General features: G+C 38.5%; 17 protein-coding genes, 3 pseudogenes and 1 riboswitch. Of the genes and pseudogenes, 11 read left to right on the top strand and 9 right to left on the bottom strand.

The features are described 5' to 3' along the window. Positions 1–21: 21 nt before the first annotated feature. Both murQ and D469_RS0108435 read right to left on the bottom strand, forming a co-directional pair. Positions 22–906, bottom strand: a complete 885-nt coding sequence (gene murQ, locus D469_RS0108440; protein ID WP_018922951.1) for an N-acetylmuramic acid 6-phosphate etherase — start codon at positions 904–906, stop codon at positions 22–24. A 281-nt stretch (positions 907–1,187) separates the two neighbouring features. Continuing rightward, a complete protein-coding gene (locus D469_RS0108435; protein WP_018922950.1) occupies positions 1,188–2,048 on the bottom strand; it encodes a MurR/RpiR family transcriptional regulator in 861 nt (286 codons plus the stop codon). 234 nt (positions 2,049–2,282) lie between these two features. On the opposite strand from D469_RS0108435, the gene D469_RS19955 reads away from it, so the two are divergent. Next, on the top strand, positions 2,283–3,179 hold the full coding sequence (locus D469_RS19955; RefSeq protein ID WP_018922949.1) for a ComEC/Rec2 family competence protein: 897 nt from the start codon (positions 2,283–2,285) through the stop codon (positions 3,177–3,179). A 44-nt stretch (positions 3,180–3,223) separates the two neighbouring features. Here the strand turns inward: D469_RS19955 and D469_RS0108420 are convergent, their stop codons facing one another. The 5 genes and pseudogenes from D469_RS0108420 to D469_RS22540 form a co-directional block, all read right to left on the bottom strand. Continuing rightward, positions 3,224–4,189 (bottom strand): ornithine cyclodeaminase family protein, encoded by a 966-nt coding sequence (locus D469_RS0108420; protein WP_018922948.1) that lies wholly within the window; start codon positions 4,187–4,189, stop codon positions 3,224–3,226. A gap of 26 nt (positions 4,190–4,215) precedes the next feature. Beyond that, positions 4,216–5,496, bottom strand: coding sequence for an MFS transporter (locus D469_RS0108415; RefSeq protein ID WP_018922947.1), 1,281 nt, complete (start codon positions 5,494–5,496; stop codon positions 4,216–4,218). A 98-nt stretch (positions 5,497–5,594) separates the two neighbouring features. Beyond that, a complete protein-coding gene (locus D469_RS0108410; protein WP_018922946.1) occupies positions 5,595–6,614 on the bottom strand; it encodes a thiaminase II/PqqC family protein in 1,020 nt (339 codons plus the stop codon). A 778-nt stretch (positions 6,615–7,392) separates the two neighbouring features. Next, positions 7,393–7,566, bottom strand: a complete 174-nt coding sequence (locus D469_RS22760) for a topoisomerase C-terminal repeat-containing protein (protein WP_205621066.1) — start codon at positions 7,564–7,566, stop codon at positions 7,393–7,395. Further along, positions 7,536–8,950: pseudogene (locus tag D469_RS22540) on the bottom strand (DNA topoisomerase). The gene D469_RS22760 and the pseudogene D469_RS22540 overlap by 31 nt, the downstream one beginning before the upstream one ends. 304 nt (positions 8,951–9,254) lie before the next feature. Here D469_RS22540 and D469_RS22325 point away from each other — a divergent pair. From D469_RS22325 to D469_RS0108350, 6 genes and pseudogenes are all read left to right on the top strand, one after another. Next, positions 9,255–9,503, top strand: coding sequence for a hypothetical protein (locus D469_RS22325; protein WP_018922943.1), 249 nt, complete (start codon positions 9,255–9,257; stop codon positions 9,501–9,503). A 113-nt stretch (positions 9,504–9,616) separates the two neighbouring features. Next, entirely contained in the window at positions 9,617–9,793 is a 177-nt protein-coding gene (locus D469_RS21575) for a DUF3006 domain-containing protein (RefSeq protein ID WP_018922941.1), read from the top strand. Positions 9,794–10,264: 471 nt separating this feature from the next. Continuing rightward, a pseudogene (locus D469_RS22535) lies at positions 10,265–10,703 on the top strand (recombinase family protein); the annotation flags it as partial. Positions 10,704–11,251: 548 nt separating this feature from the next. After that, a complete protein-coding gene (locus tag D469_RS0108360) occupies positions 11,252–12,055 on the top strand; it encodes a DUF3800 domain-containing protein (RefSeq protein WP_018922938.1) in 804 nt (267 codons plus the stop codon). A gap of 92 nt (positions 12,056–12,147) precedes the next feature. Next, a complete protein-coding gene (locus D469_RS0108355; protein ID WP_018922937.1) occupies positions 12,148–12,405 on the top strand; it encodes a restriction endonuclease subunit S domain-containing protein in 258 nt (85 codons plus the stop codon). Between the two features lie 88 nt (positions 12,406–12,493). Further along, entirely contained in the window at positions 12,494–13,849 is a 1,356-nt protein-coding gene (locus tag D469_RS0108350) for a TRAFs-binding domain-containing protein (RefSeq protein WP_018922936.1), read from the top strand. 38 nt (positions 13,850–13,887) lie between these two features. Here the strand turns inward: D469_RS0108350 and D469_RS0108345 are convergent, their stop codons facing one another. Beyond that, a complete protein-coding gene (locus D469_RS0108345) occupies positions 13,888–14,310 on the bottom strand; it encodes a TIR domain-containing protein (protein WP_018922935.1) in 423 nt (140 codons plus the stop codon). A gap of 173 nt (positions 14,311–14,483) precedes the next feature. On the opposite strand from D469_RS0108345, the gene D469_RS0108340 reads away from it, so the two are divergent. Beyond that, positions 14,484–15,365: a hypothetical protein gene (locus tag D469_RS0108340; protein WP_018922934.1), complete on the top strand. Its 882-nt coding sequence runs from the start codon at positions 14,484–14,486 to the stop codon at positions 15,363–15,365. A gap of 133 nt (positions 15,366–15,498) precedes the next feature. Here the strand turns inward: D469_RS0108340 and D469_RS19940 are convergent. Then, positions 15,499–15,869: pseudogene (locus D469_RS19940) on the bottom strand (recombinase family protein); the annotation flags it as partial. Between the two features lie 1,549 nt (positions 15,870–17,418). Between D469_RS19940 and D469_RS0108325 the strand changes: the two are divergent. The 3 genes from D469_RS0108325 (at position 17,419) to D469_RS0108315 (ending at position 20,546) form a co-directional block, all read left to right on the top strand. Further along, a complete protein-coding gene (locus D469_RS0108325; RefSeq protein WP_018922933.1) occupies positions 17,419–17,772 on the top strand; it encodes a DUF3221 domain-containing protein in 354 nt (117 codons plus the stop codon). A gap of 278 nt (positions 17,773–18,050) precedes the next feature. Continuing rightward, positions 18,051–18,413 carry an alanine:cation symporter family protein gene (locus D469_RS21565; protein ID WP_240473322.1) on the top strand — a complete coding sequence of 121 codons (363 nt, stop codon included), beginning with the start codon at positions 18,051–18,053 and terminating at the stop codon, positions 18,411–18,413. A gap of 216 nt (positions 18,414–18,629) precedes the next feature. After that, positions 18,630–18,713, top strand: a riboswitch (cyclic di-GMP riboswitch). Between the two features lie 132 nt (positions 18,714–18,845). Further along, positions 18,846–20,546: a methyl-accepting chemotaxis protein gene (locus D469_RS0108315; RefSeq protein WP_018922931.1), complete on the top strand. Its 1,701-nt coding sequence runs from the start codon at positions 18,846–18,848 to the stop codon at positions 20,544–20,546. Positions 20,547–20,677: the final 131 nt, after the last annotated feature.

Below are 20,677 nucleotides of genomic sequence, written 5' to 3'. Positions count from 1 at the left end.
ACCGCAATAAAAATTTAATTATTAAATCGATTGACGGACAAACCCTTCTGCTTGATCCAATCGTTTCACTGCTTCTTCGGCGCTGACGTCTGCCAATATCATTACAATCGCAGTTTTTACATGGTGGTTGGCTGCTTCAAACGTGCTGACAGCGGTAGCTTCATCGACTCCCGTTGCTTCTTGGATAATACGATGAGAGCGAGCGACCAGCTTTTCATTTGTTGCTTTCACATCAACCATTAAATTTTGATACACTTTCCCATACCCAATCATGGAAGCACTGGAAATCATATTCAACACTAACTTTTGTGCTGTTCCTGCTTTCAAACGAGTAGAGCCAGTTAACACTTCCGGACCTGTATTTATTTCAATCGGGTGGTCAGCCCACTTGCTAATCGCTGCGTCCAAATTGCAGGCAATACTTCCCGTGACTGCTCCTATTTCACGGGCGTAGGCTAACGCGCCGATAACATAGGGAGTGCGACCGCTAGCTGCCAGTCCAATGACGACATCATTTTCGGAAAGTTGTACCTTCTCTAAATCCTCACGTCCTGCTTCTTGAGAATCTTCGGCTCCTTCTTTCGCTTTTGTAAATGCCTGATCTCCACCAGCAATAAAGCCTTGCACTGTTTCGGGCGCGGTGCCAAAGGTGGGAGGGCACTCAACAGCGTCTAGAACACCTAACCGTCCACTTGTGCCCGCTCCGACATATAAAATACGGCCATTTTTTTTCAAGGCAGCGATCGTTTCTTTGACTAATGCTTCAATGGCTGGCAGCACGTCTTTAATCTTTTCCGGCACCTCTTTGTCTTCGCTGTTCATCGTTTCTAAAATGCCTAGAATCGACATTTCGTCTAAGTCCATCGTGCGTTCGTTTCGTCGTTCGGTTCCTAATTTATGTATCATAGACATTCCTCCGTCTTCATGTCGATTTTTGAATCCGCTTTCATATCTATTGTATGCCATAGTGAAAGTTAAAATCAATATAAATTTATTATTATATGAAATTTAATTTCAAATCTATCGTACTAGCCGGTGAAAATCTTGCATATTGGCAGGAAGACTAACAAAGAATTTTAAAGCTAGCATGGATGAAATGCGACGGAAAGAAAGAGGGGAGCATAAGAAGAGAGCTAGAACAGAGAGGGTTTAGGATACAAGAAAAACCGCTTTGCCTCGCAAAACGGTTATTCCTCTTGTCTATGTTCATCAGCACGAGCCCGGGATTCGTCAAAACGGTCCACTAGTTCAGCGCCGATGGAATGAAAAAGAGCCACATAGAGAGCATCGATAATATTTAACTGGCTCGTTCTAGAAGCAATGCTGCCTATCCGGTGTTCAAGCTCAATGTCTGGAATGCAGAGGCAAATGTCTGCTAATTTATATAGCGGCGAATTATCCAGGCGAGTGATGGCCAGGACTGTCACCTTCCGTTCTTTTGCGAAGCGGGCTAGCTCCACAATTTCATGGGTGCGTCCGGTCATACTCACACAAATTAATACATCCTCAGGCTTCATCATCGTAACGAGTGGTACCATATAGTGATAATCTGAAGAGGTCGTTGCATGGCACCCTAATCTCATTAATTTGTACTGAGCGTCAACAGCCGCCGTGTATGAACCACCTACGCCAAAAATGCTGATCATGCCCGCCGCCTGCAGCGCTGTAACAGCGTTTTCAAATTCAGCATAACTAATCGTTTTGGGTGCCATTTCTAAGGACATACGATTCAAGGAAGTAACTTTTTGAAACAAACTATGCGGTGTATCGTTCGATTCAATTAAGGAGGTGCTATTAATGGTGGCTTCTCCTTGTGAATATTCCTGAGCCAGCGCAACCTTTACCATTCGAAAACTTTCCATTCCAATACGCTTACAGAACCGGACAATACTCGCTTCACTCGCATTGGCTTGTTCGGCCAGCTGCTTGGTGGTCATCGTCGGCACAAATTCTCCATGCGCTAAAATATACTCTGCCACTTTTCGTTCTGCTGGTGAAAAGGAAGTGAGCTGTGCCCGGATCTTAGCTAAAATTACTGTCTCGCCCATTGCAAATTTAAACCTCCCGCTCCTTCCACTAGATGGTTATATTATGAGAACAACAAGAGGGAAAAAGCAAGAAAGAGAAAGTGACAAGTTGAAAAAGAGAAAAAAGGACTATCCGAAGAAAGGAAGAAAAGAACGTTTAAACAAAAGAAAGAAATATGGAACGTGCTAATAGTTTATCCTTGTGGAGGATCAAAGGAATTTGATAGCTTAAAAACAGATAGGGGGAGAGATACGTTGAAGATCACACATCTATTGGTGCCAGGTGCTGCTTTTCTAACCTTAATGCTTGCAGGCTGTGAGACAGAAGAAGATGCGGAGCCAGAAGCAGAGCCTGAAAGCGAAGAAGAAGCAGATGAACAGGCCGGACAAAAAGAGCCGGAAGAAGAAAACGAAGAAGAGCCAGCGACTACGGAAACAGAAACGGATGAAGAAGAGGTGCAGGCTGAGGAGGAAGAAAAGGAGCAGATTGAAGAGGAGGAACAGCAGGCGGCCGGCGAAGAGCTGGACGAACTCGCGGTACATTTCATTGACGCAGGCCAGGCAGATGCTACTCTATTTGAAGTAGAGGAGGAAGAAGAAACGTACAAAGTGTTATTTGACGCCGGCGATTGGAGCCGGGCGGATGTCGTCGATTATTTGCATGAACAGGATATTGAAGAAATCGATATCTTAGCGGGCAGCCACCCCCATGCCGACCACATTGGCCAAATGGATATGATTATAGAAGAATTTGAGGTGGAAGAAGTCTGGATGTCTGGTGACACGACGACTACCGATACGTTCGAGCGGGTGATCGAGGCGATTGAAACCGAAGATGTAGCGTACGAAGAACCACGCCGCGGAGACACGTATGACGTGGGAGGAATGGAAATTGAAGTGGTAAACCCGGATGAGCTGAGCGGGGATTTGCATGAAGGTTCGCTCTCGGCAACCTTCTCTTATGGCGAAGTCGATGTATTACTGACAGGAGATGCCGAAGCAGAAACGGAGCAGGAGATGGTGGAAGAAGACCTTGATTTATCAAGCGAGGTGCTCCACTTAGGCCATCACGGCTCAGATACGTCGACGATTCCAGAATTTTTGGAAGAGGTCGCGCCTGAAGCAGCGATTGTTTCAGCAGGAGAACCATAATTAAACACCTCTATCATCCTGTTTAAAATAAATACGACCCACTTTTATTTATGTAAAAAAAATTCTTCACCTACATTTTCACTTATTGCTTTATTATATACTCTCCAAGCAACAGCTAAATCTTGAAAAGCTAGACCGACTAAACTAAGGATAGTATTTTGCCTCATAAATGTTCTTCCTTCAATGTGACCATTTAATATATCTCCTATTTCACCATCAATATTTTTTGAACTAAGATTGGCGCTTGCAATGGCACCCATTTGTGTAGTAAGTTCCTTATCATCGCAAATAAATTTAGCTTTCTTGATAAGTTCAACACTTATTTCACATTTATCGGGTTGATCGGCACCAATAGAGGTTATATGAGTACCTTCAGATAACATATTAGAGAATATAAGAGGATTTTTAGACCAAGTTGCTAAAATCAAGATTTCAGATTGTTTAATGGCTTCTTCTATTCTCAAAACAGGAATAATGGTGAGGTTTAATTTTTTACCCACTTTATTTGCAAATGCCACTGCTTTTTCTGATATGAGGTCAAATACATAAACAACCGATATATCTCGAAATAAAGATAATGATTTCAATTGTAGCTCACCCTGAATACCACAGCCTACAATAGCCACTCTATGGGCATTATGACGTGAGAGTAAATGTGTGCCTATTGCACCTACAATACTGGTTCTGACAGCTGTAATATAAGCTGAATCCATTATTGAAAGTAAATTGCCGTTATTCAAATCATGTAGATGTATTACCCCTTTAATAGATGGTGATTGGTTTGAGAATTTAGAATGAACTTTAACAGTATAGGCGGGTATATTTTCTAGTAAACCTGGCATAAGAACCATTGCACCTGAAATATTACTAAGGGGCGCAAACACACGTTCACTTTGATTTTCCTTAGATTGATATTTTTTCATCCCTTTTTCTAAGTCAGGGATGATCTCATTTATACAAATCAAATCTCTTATGTCTTTATCGGACAAAAGTAAACTGATTACTGACATCCCCTTCTTTAATTAAAGTCTTTTACTTAAACTGATTGCTTTTCCAATTGTGCCTTATTTTCTTCGCTAATATTGATATTTTTAAAATCATTTGCCTTTATTATTGAAATTAAAGCTATTGAAATCACAATTACACCACTTATCATAAGTAGAGTTGATACAGTAATCATACTTAAGAAAATTCCGCCTAAAAATCCACCTAAACTTGCTCCACCAAATGCTATTCCTCTACACACCCCAGAAACTCTTCCTAACATATTATCAGGTGTTACCGTTTGTCTCAGAGATCTCCAATTGATTGTGTATAAAGTTACTGAAGAAACATAAATAGCTTGAGCTATCAGTAGAGTTATTAAGTTGAATGAAAGCCCTACAAAAAGAACACCCATACCTTGACAAACCAAGCTAACCAACATAACTAATCCACTTTTTTCATTGCTTTTTATAATCATTGCTAATATCGCAGCAGCAATAATAGAGGCAATGCTTGAAACTGTAAATACTATACCAATAACATCAGGGGTGAAATTTAATTCATTTGTCATATAATAAATCAGTAGTGAAGTGTATGCTCCAAGTATGATGTTGGATGAAGTACTTAAAAAGACACCCCACTTCAAGATTTTGTGCTTCGGAACATACAATAGCCCTTCCCAAAATGCGTATAGAGAGTCTTTGATTTTGGAATTGAATGAAATATTAGTAACTTGATAAATTACAATAGTGGAAATCAACAATGAAGCAATTAGGTAAGTAGCAGCATTTATTAAAATTGCTTGTGTTGCCCCTATCCAAGCTATCAATCCACCACCTATAGCTGGTCCAAGTATCCTAGTAAGGGATAAGGTCAGCTCAGTTAACGAGTTAGCCCCTATTAAATCTTTTTTATCTACAAGAGAAGGAATAGATGCTTCAAAAGCAGGTAAAGTCATTGCAACTATACTAGATAAAATAAAACTCATAATATATATATGCCATACTTCAATTACCCCTTGGGCGCTTAACATATAAATAATCATAAGAGGTAGAATGGCTAAAATATTCCCTAAAATCAGTGTTATTTTCTTGTTCCATTTATCTGTTAATACCCCACCAATTAAACTAAATAATAAAAAAGGGATCATTTCAAAACCAAAAACAATCGCCATTTGGCTTCCAGATCCTGTGATTTCATAAACTAATAATGGTAAGGCTAACAAATAAATCTGATCTCCCATATAACTTACACTTTGACCTCCCCAAAGCTTTAAAAAAGGTTTATTATTTAAGATTGAAGAGTTCAAAATTTTATTATATTGTTTGTACATAAGAACCACCATTGGAGAGCTGCCCTTAGCTTTTTTATTAATACGTTTGTGTTTGTTTTATGGGGAGCAAATGGCATCTTTAAGGCAGCTCTCATTTATTATAGAGAGAAGTAATCGACTTTTAATCTTGGTATATAATTAGAAACATCTGAATAATATTCAATAATTTGGTCGTGAAATTGGTCAAATGAATGCTTTAAATCATGTAAACAGTTGACTGTAAAATGAGCTTCTTCAGCGCTAATATAATCTATACCCTCTAGCACTTCTTCCAACAAACTATTATGATCTGCTTCAATGTCTCCTCTCATATGTTCTATTACAGGATCTACAACTGTTTTATCAAATCCACTATATTCTGCCAGACGTTCGAAAGATGCTTTAGAAGCTTCAAAGTCTTCTGCTCTTGCTTCGAAAAGAGAAGTACAAGCAATATATGCAAAAGTGCTTTGCCTACCAATCTCAGATAGCATATTAATTAAGGACATTGTTCCAATTATAGGGTGTGCATTAATTGTTTGATCTTTTGGAATTCCTGTCTTTTCCACAGCCTCTATCAATAGCTTACCATGGTCGTATTCATCAACAAAAAATTCTGTAAGTAACTCTTGTTCTCTATCAGTTGAACAGTTAGCTAAAGCAACTGCAATATGCTTTCTCGCTCCTTTAACGTAATGATAAACTTCTAATAAAAAACCTTGGAATACTTCTTTTCTAAGTTCTTTTCTTTCAAGTCCAGCAAATAGTTGATGATAGCCAATTTGACTCGCCCACATTTCACAACTATCTTCTATTTGCTTGATAAAATCATCTTTTTTTATAAAATTTTTCTCTTCTTCGTTCTCTGTTCTCATCAATCCCAAATCATTGAACTCAGATATAATATCTGTCAGATGGTCTTTTGCAACACCAGTAATTTTTGAAATTTGATCAATAGAGTGCCTTCCATCAAAATACCTCTTTACTTCTAAAAACTTATCTCTATCACCAACAGTATTTTCTAATTCGAAAAAATCTTTACCAACTACCATATACATAGGGTCTTCTTTCTGTCCTTCCAAGAAGGTGCAGTGTCGTAAACGAGGGAACTCTAAATTTTTTTCTACAATTGTATTCATTTCTCTTCTCCTTTCATTCATTGAAATCAAATTAAAAGATATCTGATGGTGCTTTTTCCGAAAATGGGAGAAGAGGGCAGATGCCCTCTTCCTCTGATGACTACTCTAGCTCTAATACTAACCACATAAAGTGCTAGCAACAGCTGAGTATCCTACATTTGGTTTTTCTTCCAAGCGCTTGATTTTAACTTTAAGTTCCATCATTATACACCCCCTTTCAAAAATTCCATAATTTCAATATTATTACTTATTAACTAACAATAAATTAATATAATATGTGATAGCAATTGACATTAAACTAGAATAAAGAATATTAGAGTTAAATATTGTAAATTAAATCAATTTATCCACTTTGTTTTTAATTTTACAAATATTTTATGTATACACTTATATTCTTTAGTAATAAGGTGAGCTCATATGGTATAAATATAGTCCTTTATGGACTATGAGTAGAGTACGTTAAACTTTTATCAAATTTATGGATAAGTGGCCTTATTCTAGTGGAATATATTTTAGCTGAAGCTTTGAATAAAGTTTGATCAAAATCACACTATAAACAACATCTTTAGAGAAATAAAAAGAAATCCATTTTGAATAAAGATTGATCAAAATGGATTCTTCCTAAACAAATCATCGTTTAGTTTTTTAAAAAAGGTTGATCACAATCAGCTTTATATAAGCTATCAAACGATTATGAGAGGCGATAAAAAAATAATAAGGATTTTTTTAGTGCTGGTTTATGTTTATACATCAAATATTGCAGTTATCAATTGATTATTTAATTCTCCTTCTTCTTAAACAAATTCAATATGACCACTCTTATATGGCAAAGACGCGCTTCAAATGAACCATTCTTCCCTTTGAATCCTTTAATTTTTCCTGTCTTCCCCTTAGTTAAAAGCGTTTCAACTTGTTTGTCTGTCAGCTTCTTACCAGCAACATATCGTGGCAACGTAAATTTACATCCCTCATTAAAGCCGCTACATCCAATAAATGTTGATGGTTGGCTTTTATATCTTTTAATGTCCCACCATAAAGTGGACAATTGCCCACTGCTTCAGCTTCTTCCTGTGCCTTTTCAAATCTCTTTATATCCCAATTGGATGAATCAGCTGTTGCTATCGTAACTAGCTGTCTCGTCAGCTTTTTCGTTTGCTCAATAAAAGGGGTAGCCTGACGTTCGCCCGAACCAACTTTTGTTAAGTATTCCTCCCACTTCTGCGTGGTTTGAACATCTGTTAAGACAGAATCCTGCCCAATCGCATAAACCAGTAATTCACCTTTAGTTGTGGCTATCACTTGGTTTTTGTGAGTCATAATGTACCCTCTATCTTCAAGCGTTTCGATAATACTGGATCGTGTTGCTTCGGTACCTAGACAATGTTTTTCCATTAACCAACGGATAGACCCTTGTGTGTAACGTTGAGGAGGCTTTGTTTCTTTTTCATCAACCGCCGAACCCATCACTGTTCCGTTTTCTTTTGATAGAAATGGGATGACCACATCCTCTCGTTCTTTGCCGGAATAACATAGCGCCAGTCAGCTACATGTTCTCGTTTTCCTTCAGTGAGAAACCGAAAGCGGCCATCGATCACACTTATGACCTTTTCATATTCTACTTCTTGAGCTGGATAATGAGCAGCAATAAGCGAGCGAGCAATTAAATCATATACGTTTGCTTCATCTTTTTTTAGATGTTCCAGGTCCGGTACTTGTTCTGTTGGTATCAGGGCATAGTGGTCTGTCACTTTATTAGGGTCAACATAACGCTTTTCAGGTGTATCGGTTGCCTTTTTCACTAAAGGAGCGTAATCCGGGAGGTTTTGAAGCAGGGCTAGAACCTCTGGAAAAGTGTCCGCTTCTGCCGGTTTCACATGCCGGCTGTCTGTGCGTGGATAACTAACGTAACCTGCCTCATACAAGGACTGCAATGCCGCCTCTGTTTGCTTCGTCTGCATACCAAGACGCTCATTAGCAGCTGCCAACAAACTTGATAAATGAAAAAACATCGGTGGTTGATACGCTTTATGTGTGGTGGATCGATCTTCTATCACAGCGGTTCGCCCTTGTACATATGTCGCTAAATTCTCTGCTTTATGTTGCTCGTAAATTCTATGAGTTTCTCCATTTGTCCATTTTACTTCTATGTGTTCGTTACCATATTGAAACGTAGCCCGGCATTCCCAATATGGTTGTTTTTCAAATGATTTGATTTCAGATTCAAGGTGGCAAAGTAATGATAGGAGCGGCGTTTGTACTCGACCCACGGAGAATACACCCTGGTGATCAGTTGAATGGTGCTGAATCAATAAGCTATATGCTCTCGTGAGGTTGATACCAATGATCCAATCACTTACCGTGCGGGCATGAGCTGCTTGATACAGCGGGTAGGTATCAGCTTAAGAGCGTAGGTTTTTTGCAGCTTCTTTGACAGCATTAGATGCGAGGGATTGTGTCCATAAGTATTGGATTGGTTTCCTTCCGTTGCCTGTAAATTCAACAATGGAATAGCCTATTGCTGCTCCCTCTCTTCCAGGATCACAGCTAATGATAATCGTGGAAGCTTTATTCAGTGCGTTTTTAACCTTTTTATATTGTTTGGAGCCCATTTTACTAACTTTTGATTGAAATTTATGACGAATGATTGGAAGCGTATGTATATCCCATTTCTTTTTAACAGCAGAAGACGGCACGTATTCACCAGAGACGGCAGGTAGAGAAGCGGAGCGCGATCCCACGGAAGTTCCGGCTGCGGACGAAGAAGAAGTGATTGAAGAGAGTGAAGAAGAAACGGGCGAAGAAGCAGGATGTATTAATATTAATGAAGCTTCTGTCGATGAACTCCAGGAAATCACCCACTCGGTCAGGAACGAGCGGAAGAAGTGGTAGCACTGCGCCCGTTTCAATCCTTTGATGAACTTGACCGGATTGACGGCATCGCAGACGCCAGAGTAGCCGACATTGAAGAAGAAGGACTGGCCTGCGTGGAATAGGAGGGAAGAATGGAAGTAAGAGGAGTCATTGACCGAATTGAAGATGGCCGCTATGCCGTCATTTTAGTAGAAGAACTCCAACATGAATTTGTAGTAGAAAAAGAGAAGCTGCCGGCCGGAGCCAAAGAAGGCGATTGGCTCTGGCTGGAGCTTGAAGAAGATAAAGTGCAAAGCATCAAGGAATGATTTAGCTGTATTGGGAGAAGCAGGACAAGAAAGAAAAAGCCTAACAATGTAACGTCTTCGACACGCTTATGCTCGTTGGAACTTTCATAGATTATTGAATCAAGGATGGAATGAGAAAGAAGCACGCTCAGAGGTGGCACGACGCTAGGGGCACGGAAGAGATGCTGTTACGAGAATCTATTTGGGGAACCAAAAATAAAGTGGGAAGCTGTTAGCAGTTCTCTTTTGGCGCCTTTTATTTTTGCAGTAAGGATGTCCTTCTATGTAAACTGCTGTTAATTGTAGCTTGCCCCTATGAAAAGGAATACCTAATCACCTCTATTGTGAGTTTTGCGTGCAATATACTTTGAGTTAGCTATAATGTTGTTTGTGACTAAACTAAGTACACCCTGTATAAACAAATGAGAATCCAGTAAAATCAGGGTGTTCATGTGTTCAAACAGACTTGTTCAATAGGAAGGAGGAAGGAAGATGATTTTTGGGTATGCAAGAGTCAGTTCCAAAGATCAAAATTTGTATAGTCAGATAAAGGAGCTAGAAGAGTTTGGTTGCGAAAGAATTTATCAAGAAAAGTAATCCGGAAAAGACTTAAATCGACCAATTTATCATGAGATGCGGTCTAAATCGTGTTTCGGGGAGGTCCTGGTCGTTCATGATCTCAGTCGATTTGGACGCAACAAAGAAGACATTAGAAATGAATGGAAGTCTTTAATGGAAGAAGAAAATGATATCGTTGTATTAAACATGCCGATTCTTAATACAAGAAGGTACAAAGATCTGGAAGGCGTAGGGCAGCTGGTGTCTGATATCGTACTTACTTTGTTCCTGGATGGTGGATGAAGAACGAGAACGCATCAGAGCTGCACAGCGTGAAAGTATTGAAATTGCAAAAGCGCAAGGGAAGTTGCAATCTCAAGAAATACTATCTATAGTATTAAAAAGAATTTAAAGAATCATTAATATACCTATCCATAACTCTATTTGTGAGTGGTAATATTTAAAACAATATTAGATTGGAAAAAGTATATTACTTATAACTATATGAAGAAGCCTATATTGAATGATAACATAGAACTAGACAGCAAGTTATATTGGTTAGTTTTATCGTCATAAATAATTAACTAAATACGGAAATCCTGTCACTTTACAGAGAACAGAAGTATCCATTACTTACTATTCTTATCAGTAAACGATCATGGGTATTGGTGGTGTACCAGTTGTAAATGTATGACCGAAAGTGTCCACGAGGGAGAATAGCTTTCGAAAACTGTGAAGGGATATTTCCAATTGAGCTAATTTTCTCTATAGATAAAAGTAAAGGCAGGAACGCTTACGCCTGTGCGAAGAGTTCCTGCCAACGTACACGAGTATCACGCACGCGCATGTGCGGTGAGTGAAACTCTTTTTTATTGTAACCTTATTATCGTATAAAAATTAATATTTGTAAAGGGGATATTGATGACAAGTTATATGGACGTCAATGTGTTTTTTGATGAAAGTGGAAAAAACAATGATAAACCGCACCTTATGGGCGGCATGGCTATGCCTGCACACGTTTATAAACAGCCTGACTTCTTCGATGAATTAAGTTTGATTATTCGAGAAAATGAAATACACTGGACCAATTTTGGCGGACACCATGCTACTAGTGACAGAATTAAGCATTTAATCTATAGGGCTATGAAGTATTCACCTGTTTTGACAATGAACGTTATTAGCTATGATCAATCTATAATTAAAGAAAACAGTCATCCCTTTTCCAATGTTCATACAGATTTGTCAGAACAGACAATATACACTAAATTCCCCGAAAGGATTGTTTATGGACTGTTGCGAAAGCGTGGTAAAGACGCTTTTGCCAATGGCAGTATAATTGTTGAAGATGCTACAGAGTATAGAAAATTAAAATTAAGTTCAAAGATGAAAAATCAACTCAACATGCAATCATTATATAGAGGTGAACGCTTTAAGGTTTCCGAGAGTACCTACGCCTCTAAAGGAACGGAACCAGGTCTCGAAATAACTGATTTAGTTTTAGGAATGATGAGGACGATTATAACAAATCCACTCAACCCGAGTAATCGAGAAAAGAAGAAAATTGAGTTATTAATGGAGTTTTTAAATGATGATCGCTTTTTAAACTTTCTCAAGAGTATAAGGTATTTTGAATGGAATAATTCAAATGAATTATCAGAGATTGATTTCTACAATTACATACAATCTTTTATTACCCAAAACCATGCATATTATAACTTTTTGTGATTAGGTAGCTTAGCGAAGCATAACTTCGATTTTCTTTCAACGAAGTGGGATATTTGTTATTAGATAAACAGTCAAATAGGAGAAACTTGTTAATGACTATAGTTACACAGCAGGTTGGCCGAGCAAATATTAATTTAAAAAAACTTACTGCATTGCCCGCGCCATTGCCACCTGAAGAAGATATAAAGACAATCTCTTCACTATTAGATAATTACTTTATTAGTGAAAGTCAAATAAGAGAGTTAATATCCCTACAAAAAAATATCAAAGGTACTAAGCAAAGTATTCTTTCCCAAGCTTTCCGTGGGAAGCTTGGGACGAACGACTCTACAGAAAAAAGTGCGGTATAATTATTAAAGGAATTTTACACGGAAAATAAACAGTCAAACTGATTATTTCTAAAACTGATTATTCCAGAAAAATGAGAGGAGAATTTCAATGCCTTTAAAGCCATTGACATTTGTAGCCATGCCTTTTGGCAAAAAAGCAGATGACCGAACAGTGATAGATTTTGACTCTATATATAATAGCGCTATAAAACCTGCGGTTTTAGAAGCTGAAAATGAAATGGAGGTAATAAGAGCAGATGAAGAAACTTTAGGTGGGTTTATACATGGTCCTATGTATGAAAGGTTACTCTTGTCAGAGATAGTAATAGCGGATTTAACACTTGCCAACTCGAATGTTTTTTACGAATTGGGTATCAGACATTGTGCACGTCCTAAATCTACAATATTACTTTTCTCCAAAGATACTCGCTTACCATTTGACGTAGGACCTTTGCGAGCCATTCCATATGAATTAACCAATGGTGAATTAACCGGAGATGAATCAAAAAAACTTAAGGAAAGTATTAAAATTAGGCTTCAAGAAGCATTAGAAGAAGGTTCACCGGACAGTCCACTTTTTCAGCTCATCAGTGGTTTTCCTGGAGTGAATCTTAAACCAGATCAGACACAAGCTTTTAGGGAGAAGTTATTTAGTATTGAATCGATTCACGAAAAGCTTTTTTACCTAAAATATTCTAAAGACAATCAAATCGAAAAAATAAGGGAAGTAGAAAATGACATAGGAAATTTTGATACTTCATCCTATGAGCTGCTATTTGATTTGCTTTTAACATATAGAGCAGTTGAGAGCTGGGGTGATATGATACGTGTCATTGAATCATTCCCTGTTAACGTTAAGGAAAGTGTAAATGTTCAAGAGCAATTAGCTCTAGCTTTAAATAGAAGGAATTTAGATAAAGATCGTGAGAGAGCAATTGGAATTTTAAACTCGATATGCAGAAAATATGGAAACTCTTCTGAAACACTAGGGATATTGGGTAGGGTTTATAAGGATCAGTACTTTGAAGCAATATCCCTAAAGGAAGATAGGAAAGCAAGAGGTGCTCTTAAACAAGCCATAGAATGTTATTACAAGGGTTTTGAAGAAGATCCTAGAGACTACTACCCCGGGATTAACGCTTTAACGTTATTATTTATCGATGATAAAGAGGAATCAAAGGTACTTTTTGAGAAATTGAAACCTCTTGTTGATTTTGCTTTGGAGCGCCATGGTGGTTTAAGTTCAAATGACTATTGGGTATTAGCAACACTTCTCGAATTTGCTTCATTATGTGAAGACTGGGAGTATGCAAATAAAGTAGCAGATAAAATTACTACATTGCCACATAATAAAATGCAAATTAGAACTACAATTAACAATTTGAACTATATTATTAAGGAATTAGAGAAACAAAATAAAACTACTGAGGATTTGAAGCAAATTATAGAAGATCTGTATAAATAAAGAGGGCTCTTTTCGTTCATTTCCCTCTTTTTTTATACTTAAATAGAATGTTTTCTGATCGCACTAACGATTGAATAAGTATTCCATCCTATAAGTTCATTTGCTTTAACTTTAATTTCAGATGGAGTTTTTTGTTGTCCTCTGGGTTTAATTGCTATGATAGGTTTATTCATGTTTTCAGCTATTTCAATTTCTTTTAAGATCCATTTGCTATGCCCGTAATACATCCCAGAAATAATAATAACGATGTTTGTTCCTGCAATTTGCTCCCTAAGTTCTTTTTCAAGTTCTTTATTAGATGTTGTGTCTAACGAATCATGTTTAGGAACACTATGGTTACTCCACTTAAAACGAGGAGCTTCGTTTAGCATGTTTACCAGTTTGTAATATGAATCATTGTATTTCCAAGCATGACTAATAAAGCAACGATAATTTTTTAATTGTGAGTTTATTAGAGCCATTTTCAACCTCCTCTGAAATTTTCATGGGAATATTTACCTAATAAGATTATAATACAACAATTAATAAATTAATAGTAACGTAAGTGGAACATTACGTGTTAGATTACCATATAGAGTAGGAAAACTCACCAGCAGTAGTTAAAATTTGATTGTGAATTACAGGAGTGATTATATTGAAGTTAAAAAAAACTAGTTTAATAAAACTAGCAGAAATGATTTGTGGGAATGATCCCTTCACATATTTTCCTTACCGTAGTTCTAGCCAATTGACAAACTTTTTTGTAAACATTGATCTTGATTATATCCATGATGGGTCAACACGTTCGAGTTGGGTAACTTCAGTTTTAAAGGAATTAAATAGTTTATCTTCTCAACATGAAAATATGCCTTCTAATGAGATTGTCCAAGTAATTAAACATTTACTCGACCCCGATCATTTTCTTTTTAACGATAGTTCTGATCATAAAAAAAGTATTGATGCTGTGTCACAGGTTTTAAAAGTTAACAAACTAGGTATTAAAGTACATAGTAATAATCAGATTCAAGTATTGCCAATAAACAAGGAGTTTGTATCGTCTCAAACAAAAGGGGTTCCTGTAGAAAAAACAATAACTTTTAGTCCGACTGTATTTAAAGTGCCTCCTGAACCCATGAATCCGAATTTGATTTCTGTTATGATGCCTTTTGGTCCCCAGTTCGATGGTACATATCAATCAATTAGAACGGTTACACAACATATGGGATTAGATTGCCGTCGTGCAGACGATATTTGGAACAATTCGACATTCATTCAGGATATTTTCGATTTAATATATTATGCAGAAGTAATAATTGTCGATTTTACCGGCAAAAATCCCAATGTTATGTATGAAACCGGGATTGCTCATACATTAGGGAAAATCGTTATTCCAATTACTCAAAATATGGAAGATATTCCTTCTGACCTACGACATCACCGAGCATTAAAATATCTTTCTAATAAGGAAGGTCTACACAAATTAAGTGTAGATTTATATGAAAAGTTAATTAACATTTTTCCAGCTAAATCAGTATAGGGAGTATTTGTATACCTTGAAAAAACCAAATTAAATTGAGCGTTTTTTTTAGAGTTTTTCGTTGAGTCTTTCGTGTAACCAAATACCTGTAGAAAGTAGTTCTGCTTATCCCCGCGGCATCCAATATCTCTTAAATACTGTATTCCTTACTATCATACTTCTTAAAGGCCAATTCCAGCTTGGATTGGTCTTTTCGTGGTCTGCCGCCTTTTCTGCCGAGAGCTCTTGCTGCATCTAATCCCGATTTAGTCCTTTCTGAGATAATGTCCCGTTCAAATTGAGCAAGACCACTGAAACTCGTAAAGACGAGTTTCCCCATTGCTGTTTTTGTATCAATGTTTTCATTAATGGAGACAAAGTTAATGCCTTTCTCCTGAAAGTCATTGATTAGATCCACTAAGTGTTTGGTACTCCGGCCTATCCGATCGAGTTTGTAAATGACGATCTTTTTTCGTCCCCGTTTTTCTCTTCCACGCCCCAATTCTTTAACGCATCAAACTGCATATGTAGATTTTGATCTTTGGTACTGACTCGAGCATAGCCAAATAAATTTTTTGGAACTCCTTTTTGATTTTGTTACTTTTTATGTTATCAAAAAGGGTAAAATAAGCCCCGATGACTATCTTTAAATGTCTGAGTGCGTTTAAGCAATCCAAAACTAGAAGGAGGCAACCCTAGCCATATCAACCTTTTTTCCATCACCCATTTTTGTTACATTTCCTTGCTCTCTCTTTGGAGCAGGGTCCATTTTTGTTATAGTTATTTCCTAATAGACTTGGTTTATCAAGTCTCTATTGATCTGAAAACAAATAAAACATTAGTAAAACAAATGTTTTTATTCTAGTTTCTCTCAATGGATTACTAAAGGTTACTAGAACCAATTAACGATCCCACTTATGAGAGATCCAACCCAGCTTTGAATTATGTCTACAGTTCTCTCTGTTACTTGCTTAGACCGACCTACGCACAATGGTACGAACTACTTCGGTCTGAAATCTTCCCGCATATAGCTGTTTTTAAAGAGAAGAATTAACAATTTAGCTATTCTGTTTTACAAACTTACTGAGTAATTCTGAGGCGTTATCATAATTGTGCTCCCGTAAAGCGTTTAAAACATCTGTTGATTCTAAGCCGGCAAAAATGTCCTTAAGGGTAACAAAAGGGTAACGCAATTCTAATAATGTTCATTAAAAGTCATTAAAGATGTTACCCCTTGTGGAAATATGGGCGGCATGATGGTTTAAATCTTACTTAGAAGGAATTTAAAATTGGTGGTATGCTGTCGGTTGTTTGCTAGTCATAGAGTATAAATGCTTCCTACAAGGAAGTGAATTTGCAATCCCTATATATTTTAATATAAACGTTCGAAGAAACGAAGATAAGAATAAAACCTTGTGTTCCATAAAGATAATCTAACATCGTGAAATCTTATTCTTGAAAATTTGAGATATAGAAAATTTGTTTACTTATAAATACAAAGGCCCTATGGAGTAACCATCTAGCAGGAGGATTACTTGAGGGCACGTTGGTTGACTATGGATTCTTGGCTCAAAGAAGCGATAAGCGTTGGAAACGACTTGGATTTCCGTATTGATGATTCTTTGCTTTGGCCTTCTTTTTAACGGCGTACAAACCGACACCATTTCAGAGGCTTATGCAGGGGCCTGGTGTCAGCCCAGCAGCTATAGTTTGAGCGCTGATGTCGGTTACTAATTATGGCGAGCTTAACCGGATCGCGGTAGTGGCTGAGATTATGGTGCCGATGCTTGCCTCACCACTTTTTCAAACGATAAAAGTTCACTCGTTAAGGAAAAAATCCACATATGAAATCACAGGTCAATTCTTAGAGGCGGAAATAATTATTAGAGGGTATGTGAATGTATTGTGATTTTGTGTGTGAATTTTAGTGTGCTTAAAAAGGTTTTGGTTATATATGTTAAATTTATAGTAGGAGTCCAAGAGATTTTGTGAAAAGCTGTACTTAAACTAATGAGCAGAATTGTGCAACAATCGTATAAGTTGATTCGTCTATTGTTAAAAAGGGGGAGACGAAATGAGAAAGGGTTTATTTTTTTTAATATTTTTACTACTACTGATCGTTACTGCTGGATGCGGAACAGGAAATACGAGTAACGAATTAGACCCATCTAAAGAAAATGTTCAGGAGGGTCATGTAATCGATATAAGTGACTCCAGAATCCTTGTTGTGAGTGATATAACAAAAGAAGAAGCAATAGATTCACCACAGGAGGAACTACTTAGCGAAGGCAATGAAGCTGTTTGGTATTCTGTGGATGATACTTCTACTTATGAAATTGGAGAACTGTTAAGACTTGAGTGGGAATACATGAATGATAGTTACCCCGGGCAATCTTCGCCTGATAATGTGCAAATTATGGAGGAATGATAAATTCAACTGCAATAAAACTATTTGTAACATCAGCGGCGTAAAGGCTGCTTTAATCTTATACAATTGTTGACCTAACTGGGGCGTTAGTTGAAGAAGAAAATTATAAACAACAAAAGGCATGGAGCTTTTCGCCATGCCTTTTTCATTGCTAAATATATTGTGTTTTAGGTTGGGGAAAACCTTGTGAATTAGGTTGTGTTTTTTATTGTGATTTAGCATTTTGCACCTCTCAACTGAATCAGGTAATTATAAATGAAACTGCCTTCCTTCTTCCTTTGATAGGCTGTATTGTACTGAGAAAATGCTGTTGCAACTATTACTTCGGTCAGGCCAACATTCAATTTCTTTCGGAAAACCCCATTTATTTGACCATTTTCCGGATCGCATTTCTGATTATGATTATGATCGGTGCCACGAGTGATTTGGAGATTATATGGCAGATGGCCGACCTGTTTATGGGTTCGATGGCCGTGGTGAACTTAATCGCGGTTGCCTTGCTGGCGCACATTGCCGTCCGTGCGCTTAAAGATTTTCAAGACCAGCAGAAATCGGGGATTGATCCGATCTTTTACCGCGACAGCATTAAAGGTGTGAAACATGCAAAAAGTAGGGAATCCAAAGTGAAACAGCAGCAATAAAAATGGTCATTGAAGGAGCTTCCCGCGCCGGGAGAGCTCTTTTTTTTCAATAAGTCACAAGGATGCTTTGCTTAGCCTGCATGTTTAGAAAGCCGGCATGAAAGTGAGGAAAAGAGTTCCTTCATTAAAAAGGAAATTTTTACTTTCATTTTCCTCTAGTTATTGATCTTAGCTGAGCCTTATGATACATTACATAAGTCGTTACAAATTTAAATTAAATATCATTGGCAAACAGTCTGAAAAGGCTGGACGCAAAGCTTCAGGGGCTTCCACACTAAGTGATGCCAGCCAGCTGCGCAATCGCCACACGGTCTTTTTAAGAAGACGGTGTTTTTTGTGTGTAAAATACTTGGGCGTAGGGTTGTTTTTGTGAATACTATCGACTAGTCAAAAAGACATATTAAACTATTATTATGGGAAAGGGGTAGAATAGTGCGTAATTTACTTAACAAGTGGACGATTGGTTTGAAATTAAACGTTGCGGTGTTAGCGATACTAATCATTTTCGCCACAGCCATCGGGTTTGTTGTGCAGCAGCAAGTAACGGACGGGGTGGAAGAAGCGGCTGCAGAAAAAGCAGGCAGTGACCTGGAACTTGCTTCCTACATGCTTGAAACGATGGATGATGGTGAATGGCAGATTGAAGACGGCTCTCTCTACAAAGGAGATACAGAAGTCGAGCAAAATGAAGAAATCGCTGACCAAATTGGAGAGACGACCGGCGGGTTAGTGACCATTTTTCGTGAGCGCGATCCTGTTACGACCAACTTAATCATTGAGGGAGAACGAGCGCTTGATTCTCCGGCAGAAGGAGAGACGGTGGATGTCGTTCTCGACCAGGGGGATAGGCTGTACGGCCAGCAGGACATTCTCGGTACTGATAAACAAACGGCTTACATGCCGCTTGAAAATGACGATGACGAAGTGGTGGGCATGCTTTTTGTCGGTGCGTCGCAGGAATATATTAATGATACCGTTTCTTCCATCATGGGGGTTGTCCTCATTGTCTTGATTGCAACTCTTCTACTGGCCGGCGCTGTCATTTTAATGATTACCCGCCGGATGGGAAGGCGTTTGAACAATATAAATGAGGCTTTGCAGGGTGCCGGCAAGGGCGATTTTACCACGGATGTGGAAGATGATTCCCGGGATGAGATCGGGCAGTTATCGACGGCTTATAACGCCATGAAAATCAATTTGAAAGACCTGTTAAAGCAAGTAGCTGAAACGTCGGACCAGGTGGCTGCTTCTTCTGAACAGTTAACCGCAAGCGCCACGGAAACGAGTAAAGCTACAGAGGAAATTACAGAAGCCATCCAGGAGCTGTCGGCAACAGCCGATCGTCATTCCGGCCAGTCCGAGCGGGTAGGCAATGTCGTTTCGGATATTTCAAAAGGCATGGCGCAAATTTCCGAAAACATTGAGACTGTGAATGATTCGGCCTTGAATACTTCTAAAAATGCCAAAGACGGGGAACGGGTGGTCGCGCAGACGGTGGATCAGATGGATACGATCAAAGCCCGCACGGAAGCGACATCGCAGGTGGTAGAGCAGCTAGGCGAAAAATCTTCAAAAATTGGCGAGATCGTAAAGCTGATTACCGACATCTCCGAGCAGACCAATTTGCTTGCCTTAAACGCGGCCATTGAGGCAGCCCGGGCAGGCGAACACGGGAAAGGGTTTGCGGTTGTAGCAGATGAGGTCCGCAAGCTGGCTGAACAATCCGGCCAATCCGCAGAACAAATCAATGAAATGATTCAAGATATCCAGAACGATATCGATGTCTCCGTTCAGTCCATTTCCGATGGACGTCAGGCAGTAGAAACAGGAAAATCATACGTCGATCAAGCCGGTCAGACGTTCACCGAGATTACCGGCGCGACCCAAGAAGTCAGTGAACAGGTGAATGAAGTGTCTTCTTTGGTGCAGCAAGTGACGGCCAATGCAGAAACGATGGTGGAAACAGCGGAAGAAACAGCACGTATGGTTGAACAATCTAGCGGTTCCACTCAACACATTGCCGCTTCGGCTGAAGAACAAAATGCGTCGATGGAAGAGATTTCTTCAGCGGCGGAAACTCTTTCGCGCATGGCGGAAGAGCTGCAGCAGTCGGTGCGCAAGTTTGATGTGTAAATGTTTTTATAAAGATAGCGCTCAGTGAAAAGACTTCTTTTCACTGAGTTTTTATTTACTCTGTGTCGGTACGGTGGCTCCTTTTTCTACATTTTTTACGGAATGATTAAAATTGGATTGCTGCGCTTGTT

Source organism: Salsuginibacillus kocurii DSM 18087, assembly GCF_000377705.1.
Lineage (GTDB): Bacteria > Bacillota > Bacilli > Bacillales > Marinococcaceae > Salsuginibacillus > Salsuginibacillus kocurii.
This window is presented reverse-complemented; position numbering and strand designations above follow the sequence as displayed.

What these genes read in the sequence shown, in the direction of transcription:
- murQ (WP_018922951.1), bottom strand. Translation starts at nt 906, where the DNA reads ATGATACATAAATTAGGAACCGAACGACGAAACGAACGCACGATGGAC.
- D469_RS0108435 (WP_018922950.1), bottom strand. Translation starts at nt 2,048, where the DNA reads ATGGGCGAGACAGTAATTTTAGCTAAGATCCGGGCACAGCTCACTTCC.
- D469_RS0108420 (WP_018922948.1), bottom strand. Translation starts at nt 4,189, where the DNA reads ATGTCAGTAATCAGTTTACTTTTGTCCGATAAAGACATAAGAGATTTG.
- D469_RS0108415 (WP_018922947.1), bottom strand. Translation starts at nt 5,496, where the DNA reads ATGTACAAACAATATAATAAAATTTTGAACTCTTCAATCTTAAATAAT.
- D469_RS0108410 (WP_018922946.1), bottom strand. Translation starts at nt 6,614, where the DNA reads ATGAATACAATTGTAGAAAAAAATTTAGAGTTCCCTCGTTTACGACAC.
- D469_RS22325 (WP_018922943.1), top strand. Translation starts at nt 9,255, where the DNA reads ATGATTGGAAGCGTATGTATATCCCATTTCTTTTTAACAGCAGAAGAC.
- D469_RS21575 (WP_018922941.1), top strand. Translation starts at nt 9,617, where the DNA reads ATGGAAGTAAGAGGAGTCATTGACCGAATTGAAGATGGCCGCTATGCC.
- D469_RS0108360 (WP_018922938.1), top strand. Translation starts at nt 11,252, where the DNA reads ATGACAAGTTATATGGACGTCAATGTGTTTTTTGATGAAAGTGGAAAA.
- D469_RS0108355 (WP_018922937.1), top strand. Translation starts at nt 12,148, where the DNA reads ATGACTATAGTTACACAGCAGGTTGGCCGAGCAAATATTAATTTAAAA.
- D469_RS0108350 (WP_018922936.1), top strand. Translation starts at nt 12,494, where the DNA reads ATGCCTTTAAAGCCATTGACATTTGTAGCCATGCCTTTTGGCAAAAAA.
- D469_RS0108345 (WP_018922935.1), bottom strand. Translation starts at nt 14,310, where the DNA reads ATGGCTCTAATAAACTCACAATTAAAAAATTATCGTTGCTTTATTAGT.
- D469_RS0108325 (WP_018922933.1), top strand. Translation starts at nt 17,419, where the DNA reads ATGAGAAAGGGTTTATTTTTTTTAATATTTTTACTACTACTGATCGTT.